The sequence below is a fragment of the Lactobacillus delbrueckii subsp. delbrueckii DSM 20074 = JCM 1012 genome (assembly GCF_001433875.1).
Lineage (GTDB): Bacteria > Bacillota > Bacilli > Lactobacillales > Lactobacillaceae > Lactobacillus > Lactobacillus delbrueckii.
Genome location: NZ_AZCR01000043.1, coordinates 1 through 13,333 on the forward strand (window position 1 = coordinate 1; position 13,333 = coordinate 13,333).

The 13,333-nt window shown below is 46.9% G+C and carries 8 protein-coding genes; 3 read left to right on the forward strand and 5 right to left on the reverse strand.

The window, feature by feature from the left end:
• Nucleotides 1-105 precede the first annotated feature (105 nt).
• The 5 genes from FD23_RS06275 to FD23_RS06300 form a co-directional block, all read right to left on the reverse strand.
• Nucleotides 106-1,017 (reverse strand): M48 family metalloprotease, encoded by a 912-nt coding sequence (locus FD23_RS06275; protein ID WP_025896030.1) that lies wholly within the window; start codon nt 1,015-1,017, stop codon nt 106-108.
• A gap of 759 nt (nt 1,018-1,776) precedes the next feature.
• Nucleotides 1,777-2,949 (reverse strand): MalY/PatB family protein, encoded by a 1,173-nt coding sequence (locus FD23_RS06285; protein ID WP_052933673.1) that lies wholly within the window; start codon nt 2,947-2,949, stop codon nt 1,777-1,779.
• A 302-nt stretch (nt 2,950-3,251) separates the two neighbouring features.
• Nucleotides 3,252-8,960: a S8 family serine peptidase gene (locus tag FD23_RS06290; protein WP_052933674.1), complete on the reverse strand. Its 5,709-nt coding sequence runs from the start codon at nt 8,958-8,960 to the stop codon at nt 3,252-3,254.
• Nucleotides 8,961-9,465: 505 nt separating this feature from the next.
• Nucleotides 9,466-9,915, reverse strand: coding sequence for a GNAT family N-acetyltransferase (locus FD23_RS06295; RefSeq protein ID WP_044880545.1), 450 nt, complete (start codon nt 9,913-9,915; stop codon nt 9,466-9,468).
• A gap of 80 nt (nt 9,916-9,995) precedes the next feature.
• On the reverse strand, nt 9,996-10,496 hold the full coding sequence (locus tag FD23_RS06300; protein WP_025896031.1) for a hypothetical protein: 501 nt from the start codon (nt 10,494-10,496) through the stop codon (nt 9,996-9,998).
• Between the two features lie 435 nt (nt 10,497-10,931).
• Here FD23_RS06300 and FD23_RS06305 point away from each other — a divergent pair, with 435 nt between their 5' ends.
• The 3 genes from FD23_RS06305 to FD23_RS06315 all read left to right on the forward strand — a co-directional run.
• Nucleotides 10,932-11,546, forward strand: coding sequence for a DedA family protein (locus FD23_RS06305; RefSeq protein WP_003614232.1), 615 nt, complete (start codon nt 10,932-10,934; stop codon nt 11,544-11,546).
• 365 nt (nt 11,547-11,911) lie between these two features.
• On the forward strand, nt 11,912-12,928 hold the full coding sequence (gene asnA, locus FD23_RS06310) for an aspartate--ammonia ligase (RefSeq protein ID WP_025896033.1): 1,017 nt from the start codon (nt 11,912-11,914) through the stop codon (nt 12,926-12,928).
• Between the two features lie 75 nt (nt 12,929-13,003).
• On the forward strand, nt 13,004-13,333 hold a 330-nt coding region (locus FD23_RS06315), incomplete at its 3' end, for an OB-fold nucleic acid binding domain-containing protein (protein ID WP_236743903.1).

Below are 13,333 nucleotides of genomic sequence, written 5' to 3' on the forward strand. Positions count from 1 at the left end.
AGCAAGTTTGATTTCTTTAGTGTATTTAGTCATGAAAATAACCCCCGAAATTAGTGTCCTAATTTCGGGGGTCATATCAAGCTCTACTGGGTTACATCCTTTTGTTTATTTAGGCAAATCTGCCGTATGTTCCAAGCGGTCGATCCGCCGGTCTAAAGTCGGGTGGTCAGAGATCAAGTTGGTCCACCAGTGCTTGACTTGGAAGTTGTTAAAAGCTAAAGCTGAAACCATGGGGTTCTCCTTTTGCTGCTGATATTGCTGCTCAATAGCTTCCAGCTTTTTCAATGCACCGACAATGCACTGCGGATTTCTGGTCAGGTCGACTGAACCAATGTCCGCCAGGTATTCCCGCTGCCGGGACATAGACAAGTTGAGCAATTTGGCGATTGGCAAAGCCACGATGAACAGGCCAGCGCCAACTGCTAAGGCAATCGAGCCAAAGAACCAGCAAATGCACTTGGTGATAACCCCGCCATCCATCTTAAACAAGGTCCAGCCAAGAGCCAGCAGGTAAACGGCAGCCAGGTAGATAAAACTGGATAGAGCTGAGGTAATCGTCGTTACCCGCAAGTCATAGTTACGGATGTGAGATATCTCGTGGCCGATCACGCCTAAGAGTTCATCATGGTTCATGATTTTTACAAGGCCGGAAGTAACCGCCAGGCTGGCATGCTCCGGGTCACGGCCGGTCGCGAAGGCGTTGGGGATATTGCTTGGAATGGCGTAGACTTTCGGCATGGGGATGCCAGCGGCCAGGCTCATCTCCTCCACCATTTCGTAAAGTTGAGGGACGTTCTCTTGGTTGATTTCCACCGCATGGGTGATCCGCATCAAGTGTCTGGTCGAATAAAAGTAGATATAGACCATGTAAATGATTCCCGCGGCTAAAAAGATAATGCCGGCCCAGAAGGTCAAATAAACTGGCAACATGCCAGCAATAGCTAAAAGCAAGGCCGTAAAGCCACCCAGCACGATCCAGGTATTGCGCTTGTTTTGCTCGATTTGCTGATAAAGCATATTCCATCCTCAATTCTTTTCATAAAGCTAATTAAAGGATACTAATTGGATAGCTTTGGCGCAATAGATAATTACAGAGTGATTTAGTTATATCGCTTGCTAGGATAAAAATAAGACTCCGAACGATATTTTATCATCCAGAGCCTAGGAGCTAGTGCTTATATAAATTGAACTTTGTGTCGATTGCCAAAATATAGAAAATGTTACGGTTGATTTTACCAATTACTCGACCCTTGTCATTTAGCTGAAATACCCAGTAGACGTCACCACATTCTTCTAAACGTCCGAAGCTTGAAAAAATGGGTTAATGCTTAAAGAAACCACATTATCAGGGAGTTGTTCGAGACTTTGTTCTTTCGCCTACCCCAAGACAACCGATATTTCTTCAATAGAGAGCTTCTCTATTTTCTCCAACAACTTCGCCTGGACATTCCTATCGATACTATTGTTGTTTTTATTAAGATTGTATCGTTTGTATCTTGTGAGAAAAGAAAAATTAAACGCAAAATATGTCTTATACGTCCTTCTGATTCTTGAGGCATTAGACTTGCGTGTCCGAAAGTTGCTTTTAATCATCGACTCGGCGTTGTTTTTTACCCGCAACCAATTCACAACCTTAAAAACACTATAAGTCATTTTTCTACCCTCATTCAATAACCATTATTTTGCCTATTATTATACGTTCAACACAGTTTGTCTCGCAAGCTACAGGCCTTGCCATTCAATCCCCGTTCTACTGGCATTTTGGAATTTTGCCATTTAGTTATTTAGATTAAGTACTCCCTGCTTTAGCCTTTGCATCCCGTCAATTACCAATTCTTTCGGGCAGGCCAGGTTAATCCGGACAAATTCATGTCCATTGCCCCGGTAGCCGTTCCCCGCAGAGATGATCAAGCCCGTCTTCTCCCTCAGGTACTTGCAGAAGTCCTCCGCGTTCATTCCAAGAGCGCTGATGTTGACCCAGGCCAGGTAGCTGGCGTTCGAGTCAAGTACCTTCACCACCGGCACTTCTTTTGCCAAAAATTCCCGGGCATAAGCAAAGTTGTCCCGCAACACTTGCTTGAGTTCACGGAGCCAGTTATGGCCTTCTTCATAAGCGGCAATAGCTGCCGGGATAGCCAACAAGTTTGGTTCCCCGATACCGGCCAGGAAAAAACTCTCCTCAGCCCGGGCACGCAAATCCGGGTTAGGGATAATCGCGCAAGCCGCGTGCAACGCCGCCAAGTTGAAGGTCTTGCTTGGTGAGATCAAAGAAACTACCCAGTTTTTGGCATCCCAATCTACCGTAAATGCAGGGGTAATGTCTTCATCCGTCAAAACTAGGTCTCCGTGAATTTCGTCAGAGATCAAGAGGACCTGGTGCTTGGCGCAAAGTTCCGCGATCCGCTTGACTTCTTCCTCGCTCCAGGCGTAACCGATTGGGTTGTGAGGGTTGCAGAAGACCATCATCCGGACAGACGGAGTCGCTAATTTTTCTTCCAAATCAGCCCAGTTGACCGAGTACTTGCTATTTTCATAGATCAAGTCGCTGGAAATTACCCGGCGGCCATTGCCCTCAATGACAGAGTAGAACATGTTGTAGACGGGCTCCTGGACCAAAATTTGGTCGCCAGGGCTGGTGAACTGCCGGACCATGGTAGAAATCGCTAGCACGACGCCTGAGGCAAATACGCACCAGTCTTCTTTAGGCCGGGCGCGGTGCTCAATTTCTTCCCAGTCAGCTACAGCTTTGTAGTATTCAGCTGGCACGCTTTCATAGCCAAAGGCAGCTACTTTGAGCTTTTCTTCCATGCTGGTCATAATTTCCGGCGCGATCCTAAAGTCCATCTCAGCAATCCACATCGGTAGCTCTTTTTCCTTTAAGCCGCCCCACTTGATGGAATTGCCCTGCCGCTTTGGCACATGTATAAAGTCATATTGCTTTTCTGCCATTTTTGTTACCTCAATAATCAATTATCTTTTTTCGCTATCTATTTTATCTACAAGGTAAGCATCTTCACATTTTGGAAAATTTACCGTCATAAATACTTAAGTTCTCTAGCCCTTGTAAAGAAAGCAAAGTCTCATCCAGTTGAGGTATGTAGAATGAACTTAAAACTTTTACGTGCAACATAGTAGGCTCCTCGCTTTATCTCCAGATTTCAAAATAATTATATCATCAAGCTAACAACCCATTCTCTCTCCTTGCTTATAACGAGAAAAACAGGTTCCTTTCGGAACCTGTCTCCCTCTAATTACAGCACATTTGCCTTAACATATCTGTTCTTGCCAATTCGGTAGTAGTACTTGCCATGAAGCTTCTGTTTCTTGCTTAAGAGCTTAACCTTCTGCTTCTTTTTCAGATGGCCAACTACCTTCCCTTTCTTGTTATAGACCTTGGCATTCTTCCTTGCGCGAACTTGCTTAACCTTCTTAGTCTTTTTCGGCAGGCTGCTTGCCAGAATATATCTGTTCTTGCCAACCCGGTAGTAGTACTTGCCATGAAGCTTTTGCTTCTTGCTTAATAGCTTGACGCTAGTCTTCTTAAGCTTGCCAACTACCTTGCCCTTCTTATTGTAGACTTTTGTCAGCTTAGTCAACTTGACCTTCTTGTAAGTCTTAGTCTTCTTAACTGTCTTCTTGCTTGCCTTCTTGTTCTTCTTAGCACTAGTCTTCTTCGCGCTACTCTTTGAAGTCGTCTTGCTGTCAGTCTTCACATCATCCTTGGCAGATGACTTGTTATCGGACTTAGCTTCGCCATTGCCGTCCGATTTGACATCACTCTTAGTGTTGCTCTTGTTGTCTGACTTGGAGTCGCTCTTAGTGTCAGTCTTGCTGTCAGTCTTCACATCACTCTTGGTTTCTGCCTTGTTATCAGACTTGGAATCACTCTTGCTGTCTGACTTAGTATCGCTCTTAGTGTCAGTGTTACTGTCTGACTTGCTATCGTCCTTGTTTTCCGGCTTAGACTCGGCAGTCTTTTCTTCAACAACCTTCTTGACTTCGTAAACGACAACAGCAGATTCGTTGTCGTCCCCGTCGCGGTACTTGAACATAGCCCGGTCGCTGTCAGTCAGCTTAACTTCGCCGTCAACCTTTGACCAATCCTTGCCATCAGTTGAGTAAAGCAAAGTTACTTTTCCGTCAGCATCCTTTTCAGCCTGTTCAACGTTGCCAGCCTTAACCTCAACACTCTTATCAGTTTCAACCGTGCCAGTCAAATCTGGAGCGGGCAGCTTCCGTTCTACCTTGACCACGCTGGTGTAGACTTGGCTCTCATTGCCAGCGTTGTCATAGCTCTTGAATTCCACAGTTCCGTTGTGAGTCAGCGTAAAGGCATCCTTGTAGTCAGTCCAGGTCTTGCCACCATCAAGGCTGTACTTGATGTGGTTGAAGTCCTTGTCAACATCCTTCTTGTCAAAAGCAAGCTCAGCCTTGACCTTGCCTTCTCCATCCGGAGTCAGCTTCAATTCCGGCTGGGCAGCGACTTCCTTGACGATATTCTTGACTTCATAAGTCGTAACCTTTGACTCATTGCCGTAAACGTCTTGGTACTTGAACTCAACCTTTCCGTTTTCGGCTACCTGTACAGTCTCCTTGTCCAGCTTGGTCCAAGTCTTGCCGTCAACTGAGTAGTAGAGATCAGCCGCCTTAAACTTGCCAGCAGACTTTTGTACATCGGACAGATTTTCAACCTTCAGCTGAACAGCTTGGTTGGTCTTCTTGCTTTCTGAAGCGGAAACCTCCGGTGCCTCAAGATCTGCCTGGTGGTTGTACAGGGTAAAGTCTTGTTCAGTCTTGTTGTCACTTTCATCAGTCAAAGTGACCTTGACCTTCCGGGATCCGTCTTTCTCAGCCTTGATCGGGTAGCTGACCTTGACTGCATCCCTATTCTTAAAGAAGTCTTCGTTAAACACCTCGTAAGTCTTGTCTTGGTAGGCTGTATCGCTGCCAACTTGCAGGCTGTATCCGCTCAAGTTGTCATTGATCGTTGCCTTAAGATCGTAAACATCCTTGTTGGTGTAGACAGCCAACTGGCCATCCTCACCTAAGGACATCCCTTCCAATTGCAGGCTTGGCGCTGCTAAGTCAACCCAGAGCTTGTAGCCCCATTCGACGACTGGCTTGCCGTCATTAAGCCGTGGATCTTGCACCAGAGCAGTCAATGAATGGTTGCCGTTCTTTAAGTCTTTGATCGTGTAGCTGAACTTCAAAGTATCTGGGTCGTACTTAACGTCATCCCCGTTTAACTGGAAGCGGGCGACTGGGTACGCGAGTTTACCCGTTACTGTGAAGCTGTGGTCCTTCTCATCGTAACCCGGCGTCGTCTTGCCAATAACCGTTAGATTGCTGGCGATATTGTCAAAAGTCAGCATATCCTTGGTGTAAGTGTAACTTCTAGCGGTGAAAATCGTTACGTCCTTCTTTGTAACATTGCCATCCGCATCAGTTGCCGTCAGTTCAAAAGGATTGTCACCGTAGTTCAAGTCAACCTTTTGTGAGAACTTGCCGTCCTGGTCAACCGTTAACTTAGTCTTACTCTTGTCAGACAAGTTTGTCAGTTCCAGTTTGCCGCTTTCGCCAAGACCAGATACCGTCCCGGATAAAGTATAGGAATCATCCTTAGCCAAAATGCGGCCTGAGCTTTCTTCGTCAACGCTGACTTTCGGTCCTTCAGCCTTAACAGTGAAGTTGACTGCTTCAAGGGTTTGGTCCCCATCCTTGATCAAAAGCTGGTTTTGTCCATCCTTGACTGGCAGCTTAACTTCAAAGTAGCCATCTTCATCGCTTTCTGCCTCGACATCATTAAACTTAAGCTTGGCATTCTTCTTGTAAGTACCAGTTACAGTGTAAGTTTCTTTCTCTTGATCGTAAGCCGGGCTTTGACTAGTGATCTTTTGACCGTCAGCTAAGTTAAAGAGAAGAAGCTTGTTATCAGCATCGTTATTTTGACTGGAGAAAGTTGCAGCATAGCCAACATTGCCGGCATAGTCAGCCAAAACAGTTTCTACTTGGTTCTTGCCGTCCTTAAGTCCAGTCAAGGCAGTCGTTGACTCGTAAACATCACTTTCTCCCTTAACTGGAGCCAGCGCCAGCTTCTGCTTTTCACCGTTTACTGCCGCAACAAACATTGTCATGTCAAGACCGCTGCCGGAATCCTTAGCCTTCAAACGGAGCTTGCCATCTTTGGTAACCTGCAAGTCACTCACTTCTGGCGCTTGGGTATCAACCTTGACAGGGATGTTCAATTCCTGCTTGTTGCCGCCAGTTGCTGGGGTAAATTCAACCTTGTAGATGTATTGCCCATCCTTGACGACTTGTCCGTCAGCGTCAGTGCCATCCCACTTGTCCAGTGAGTGGGTTGTCCACTTGCCGCTTGAAGAACTGTAGTAATCTTTAGTTCCCTCTTTGCCAACGCCCAAGCTCTTAACTTTGTTTCCTTGAGCATCAGTAATCATTTCCGTGTATTCTTTGTAGTTCCGGTCAAAGAAGAGAACAGGATATGCGTAGTCCCGGCTACCATCACCATTTGGTGAAATCGCGATCAGATCAGGATCAGTATACTTGCTGTAATCATCACCCTCATAGCCAGTGTGACCGAGAATATCATTGTTGTTAGAAGCCATGACGCCAACCAGGGACTGAATTGTGTTGATTAGATTTGAATTGCCACCTTCATAAAGCATTGGTGCGCTGACACTCGCTTGACTGTAGCTGCCGAAAAAGCCCATGTATGGAAGAACCAGGTTTGGTGTTGCCTGGTCTTCTGCTTCAAAGCCAACATAGCCTTCAACAAAATTTTGCCGCTGGAAACTGTATGGCAGGGTCAAGGTAAAGCTTACATCCACGCTTTCGCCAGGCTGGACAGTTACCTTTGGCGTCTCCGTCGTCAGCTGTCCCTTAACAATCTTTGTGTCGTAGATTTCGCCACTCCCTTGCCGGCGGGGAGAAATAATTTCCTTGGTATGCTCAGTGTCATAGAAGGGGTGCGAAGTGTTCATGGCTGAATTCTTAGCAAATTGTACTAATTCTTCCCCGGACAAGTTCAAACCTTGTTTCTTGATACCTTGCAAAATTAATGCTTCTGAACCTGCGACAAATGGTGAAGCCATTGAAGTCCCACTCATTTGCTGGTACTTGTTGTCGTTGGCCAGCGAGTAGATCTTCCCGCCCGGAGCAGTAATTTCTGGCTTGAAGTCGAGTTCCGGCGTTGGCCCCCAGCTGGTAAATTCGCTCATCTTTCCCGCGCTCGAGTTATCGATTAAAGCAGTACCGAATTTCAGCTTGATGCTCTTACCATCTTTTGCTGCTTGAGCCAGAACTTCCCCATCAGCCATACTCATCCCCAAGGTTGGGAAAGTCTTGTCGTCCAGTGCCATTGAAAGTAAGCCGTCATTATTGTTATTGTAAATGACGATCCCTGCCGCGCCAGCTGCCTTGGCATTGGCAACTTTCTCTGAGAAGGTATAAGATCCCCGTTTAACAACTGCAAGTTGTCCCTTAACCTCAGCCTTCTTTTCAGCAGTATAGTCATCTGCACCGCCCAAGCCCATGTCAACAAGCTTAAGCTTCTTGGTTAAAACGGAATAGTTGCTTTCCAGCTGGGTTGTTACTTGTGCAGCACCCTTCAATTCGGAATTTGCGCTAAAGGTGACCCCACCGAGTTCGTCTTTAACCGTGTCGGTGGTCACTTTGCTGTTTTCAGCAGAGGCAACCGTCAGAGCATCCGGTGTAACCCCTGGCGCGCCAACAGTACTGAGTTCACTTGTCCCGGTATTGTTGACTGGATTGCCATCTCCGGTCGACCCTGCGACCCCGGAGTTGCCGGCGGAGATAACATTGATAACGCCAGCCTCTGATGCCTTTGCTACGGCTTGTTGCTGTGGATCACTTGGATCGACATCTGATGAAACTGAGCCCAAACTCATGTTGATAACGTTGGCCCCCAGCTTAACTGAATCTTCGATCGCGGAAATGATGTCGTCATCATAGGCTCCAGAATTCTTGGTATTGTTGGAGAAGACCTTCATTGCCAAAAGCTGGGCATCAGGAGCAACACCTTTGACTTGGCCATTGGCCCCGGCAATCCCGGCCACGTGCTGGCCGTGCATTTCGCCAGACCCATTGTCCACGATTTGGTCGTTCTTATCAGCGTAGTTATAGCCGTAAGGAACCTTCTCCGTGTAATAATTCCCATGACCTAGCTTACTCTTGTCGCTTTCAACCTCACTCTTACTCAACGCGGTGCTGACGCCACTGTCCAACTTCAAGTCCTGGTGGCTGGAGTCGATCCCGGTATCAATGATCGAAATGACCATACCTTCACCCTTGAGCTTTTGTTCTTGCCAAACGTCCTGCACTTGGGCCATTTGATCAGCACTCTCATCGGTTGGGTGGTAAACCTTGACAGGCGTAACGTTCTTAACCTGGGGCAGATCCTTAACCTTGTCGATATCGTCTAAATCCATATCGATTGAAAAAGCATTGACCAAGTAGCCGAACTGCCGGCGGACCTTGTTGCCGGTGATTTCTTCTACCTGCTTGATAACCTTTTCTTGACCATCCTTGACTTGGTCACTTGCCTGCTCAATCTTTTTCACTGAGGCAGCTGATCCAGTCGGCTTACTGGTGTGATCAAATGCCGCTGACTTGTTCAGACTGACAATCACCCGGACCGAGGACTCATTCTTCTTGCTGACAGCTTGGCCAGAAGCCTGTCTTTGCTCTTTAGCAGCCTCTTGGAACTTGCTGTAGCTCTCCTTAGCGTTATAGCGCTGCTCTTGCTGCAAGTACTTAGTCAATGCTACCCGGCTAGCCGACCGTGGACTAACCGTTTCTTGACTGGCAGCTTGGACAAAAGCGGCTGACTGGAAAGTTCCCGCCAGTGGACTTGCTGATAGGAGCAGTGCTGCTGCTAGTTCAGCCACTTTGTTCAAATTGCGTGCGGATTTTTTCTTCTGCATCTGTTTCCGTAACTCCTTTAGACAAATAAATATTTTTATTAGCAAGCCTTTCATCACACAGCTTTAGCTCACTAACATTTCATAATCATACCATAGTTTAAATTAAAGTTAAGTATTTTTTAGCAGAATTTTAAATCAAACAGTGGAAAAGTAATTTATGAACGCCAAAAAACAAAAAGCACATTATTTCAGCAATACGCGAGAAAATAACGTGCTATGAAGTTAAAAATCCACAAAATACTAACTTAAAGTTGATTCGCTAAAGTCGTGGTATAGTGTTACCTTTTTGATTATAATAACACAGTCCCTATTTAAACATAGTTCTATCAGCTTTTTCATTTAAGAAAAGAATATTGACAAATTTTAGCTATAGCTTTTTAAGTTAGATTTACATTAAAATGCTTCACTTATAAAGCAAAAGAAAAAGCAGCCAGCACCTGCTGACCGCTCTCTAGTCTTCTATCATTTTGATCATGTTGTACCAGATTTCCCCGGCATGCTCTGACTAAGCTTGCCCATGGTTGACGTAGCCATTCTTTTCGTAAAATGGCACCCGGTCTTCCAGACAGGTCAAGGCGATCCGCCCCCGCTTCATTTCCTTAGCGGTCTCAGCGAATCTATCTAAAAGCTGGCTGCCGATCCCCTGCCCCCGGTAATCCGGATGAACCGCGATGGTCAAGACCATTTGGTTGCCGCCAGGGCCCGCCAGACTTTCTGTCTCTTTTTCATACATCCAGTCCTCGATGTAGTCATACTTGCTGTTAACGACTGGCCCGGTAATAAAGCCCACGATCTTTTCTTCCAAATTTCTGGCGACCAAAAAGCTCCCGGTAAACTTCTGAATTCTCTCTTTATACTGAGCAGGACTGCCCGCTTCTGCCTCATTGAAACCAGCTCTTTCAATTTCCACGATCCTGTCTAAATCTTCCGCTCTTGCCTGGTCAAATTTCAGCATGCTCTTCTCCTTGAATACAAAAAACACGCCTCTGTCAATCCAGAGAACGCGCCTCGTTTTATTCTTTTTAAAATTGTCAGTTAGATAGCCATCGCGTTAACTCCAGCAGTCACGCCCAGCTTAGCTAAAACCAAGGCTGGAGTGTTAGCATTCTCAGCTACAGCGCTGCGAACTTGCTGGTTCTTGTCTTGGGCCAGCTTCTTCAGGACAGCTGCGTCTTCGCTCAGCTTAGCTGCCAGGATCCGCAGACTTGCGTAGTTTGAGTTAGTTTGCTTGCCCAAGAGAGCAACCCATTCCTTCTTAGCTACGATTTGGTCCAGCTTCAGCCATTCAGTGACCTTGCACTTGCCAAAGTCAGTTACCTGGCCCCAGCCACTTACTTCGTAAATGGTGATGCCTTCTTCACTTGGGTATTGGCTGGCGTTGACAACAGCGTCTTCCAGCTTTTCGTAGATAGCCAGGTAGCGGTTGTGGTAGGTCTTGCCTGCCAAGTAGCTGCGGCCTTCACGGAAAAGCTTGCCTTCCTTAGCTGAGAATACAAGATAGCCCTTAACTGCTTGTTCGATAGTTACGTTAGTCATATTTACCTCTCCTTGAATAAATTTAATGACTTAGTATAGTACGAATGATATTCAATTTTTCCGGCATCAAGATTCGCCTCTGGCTCGAGAAAAAAGCTTGTAAGCATCTTCTCTTTGTTTCCATCAAGCATTTCCTTAATGCGTTGAAACGATTATAACAGACTCTTTCCTAAAAATGTACATAAAAAATATTTTCAGTCTTTTTTTGCTTATTTCAACTTCGCTATAGCCAAAAACCACTTCATTTAGCTTAGTGCTTTAAAAAATAAAGTTAAATGCTTGTAAAGTAATTCCAAATTATCTCTTAAAATCCTTGGCGGAGCCCCCTTTTCCGCTCTTTATTCTGTTATCCTAAATAGGCGAAAGGTACAAGCAAGACAAGCTCCCTTGTACTAAACAGTCACAAACTTAAATAGATTAGAGGTAATACAGGTCATGAACGAGACAATCACGCAGCTGATTCAAAACTATGGCTATGTCGCCGTTGCCTTGCTGATTGCAGCTGAAAATATTTTTCCCCCAATCCCTTCCGAACTGATCCTGACCTTTACCGGTTTCCTGACCCTGTCAGCCAACCTGTCTGTCCCGGGAGCCATCATCGCCTCCACGATCGGTGCCTTCATTGGCGCGGTAACTCTCTATTGGGTCGGCACCTTCTTTGACCAAGACCGCCTTTCCCGCTTCGCCGCCAGCAAGGTCGGCCGCCGCTTCGGCCTCTCCCCGGAGAAAATCACCAAGACGGAAAACTACTTTAACAGCCACGGCCGGGCAGCCACCTTCTTTGGCCGCTTTATTCCAGTCGTCCGCAGCTTAATCTCCCTGCCAGCCGGGATGAGTCGCTTCTCTTTAGCCCGGTTCAGCTTCTACACCATCCTGGGCACGGCAATCTGGAACACGGTCTTGATCTACGCCGGCCGCTTTGCCGGCAATGCCTACCAGCAAGTGGTCCAGGAATTTGAAGGCCTTAGCTTGATCGTGTTAATCGCCTTCTGCGCCATCGCAGCCGCTGTCTACCTGCTCAAGAAGAAGGGCTTGATCTTTAAAAAATAATTTTTTCGCCTTTGATCTTGACAAAAATTAAATCCGTATTAGAATTTTACTTAATCAAATAAGTCAAAAGATGAGAAAGACGAGTAGGAAAGCACAATCTCGCAGAGAGTTGCCAGCGGGTGAAAAGGCAACAGACCCTGGCTTTCTGAATAACACTTTTTCCAGATCGCCGGCTGAAGTCACAGTAAGCCGTGCCGCCTGCAGGACGTTACCCTGCTAGAGCATGTTGGTGCTCGAAGTGGTTCGTTTAGAACAAGGTGGGTGGTACCGCGGAAAGAAGCCTTTCGTCCCTGTAGTTTTTGGGGATGAGAGGCTCTTTTTATGCCCTTTTGACAAGTATTAGATTTTTAGCAGAGGCAAGAGATATGGCTAAATTAGTTATTCCAAGTGATTACGATCCGAAAATAACTATCCGCGAAACGGAAAAGGCAATCCGCTACATCCGGGAAACCTTCCAGACTGAATTCGGGACCGCGATGAATCTGGAAAGAATTTCTGCTCCTATATTTGTTAAGAAGTCTTCCGGCTTAAACGACAACCTCTCTGGCTGGGAAAAGCCGGTTTCCTTTATCCTGCACGACGGGGATGAAGGCGAATTGCAAATCGTCCACTCCCTGGCCAAGTGGAAGCGCTGGGCTCTCAAGCACTACGGCTTCGGCCACGGTGAAGGCCTCTTCACCAACATGAACGCCATCAGAAAAGACGAAGAAGTTTTAGACAACCTCCACTCCGTTTACGTTGACCAATGGGATTGGGAAAAGGTCATCGACAAGAGCGAACGGACGGAAGCAACCCTCCGCCAAACTGTCCAGCGGATCTTTGAAACCATCAAGGGGATGGAATACCACGTCCGTGCCCTCTACCCGCAAGCCGCTTACCACCTGCCAGAAGAAATCAGCTTCGCAACCAGTGAAGAACTGGAAGCCTGCTGGCCATCCCTGACCCCAAGCGAACGCGAAGACAAGATCTGCCAGGAAAAGGGCGCAGTCTTCTTGGAACACATCGGCGGCGCGCTCCCGCTTTCCAAGAAACCGCATGACCTCCGGGCACCAGACTACGATGACTGGACTTTGAACGGTGACCTCCTCTTCTGGTACGAACCCCTCCAGCGGGCCTTTGAAGTCTCCAGCATGGGCATCCGGGTCGATGAAGACCGCTTGCAAGAGCAGCTGAAGCTTGCCGGTGCTGAAGACCGGTTAGACCTGCCTTTCCACCAAGCCCTCTTAAAGGGTGACCTCCCTTACTCCATCGGCGGCGGGATCGGCCAGTCAAGACTTTGCATGCTGCTTTTGGGCAAGGCCCACATCGGTGAAGTCCAAGCCAGCATCTGGCCTGACGAGATCGTAGAAAAGTGCCAGGCAGCCAAGATCCAGCTTCTGTAAGAAAGCTAGTTAAGCAAAAACAGGAAGAATATAAGAGCAAGATAGACAATAAAATACCGAGGTAAAGAGATAAACATGACAGAATTGATTTCAATCAGAGAATCAAGCAAGCACGTAGATGAAGAAGTCAGAATGCACGTCTGGCTGACCGACAAGCGGTCCAGCGGGAAGATCGTCTTCCTGCAATTAAGAGACGGCACGGCCTTCTTCCAAGGCGTTGTCCGCAAGAACGATGTCAGTGATGAAGTTTTTGAAGCAGCCAAGGGCCTGCGACAGGAAGCAAGCTTCTACCTCACCGGGACCATCCATGAAGACGCCCGGTCTCACTTCGGCTACGAAATCCAGATCAGCGACCTGGAAGTCGTCTCAAACAATGAAGGCTACCCGATCACCAACAAGGAACAC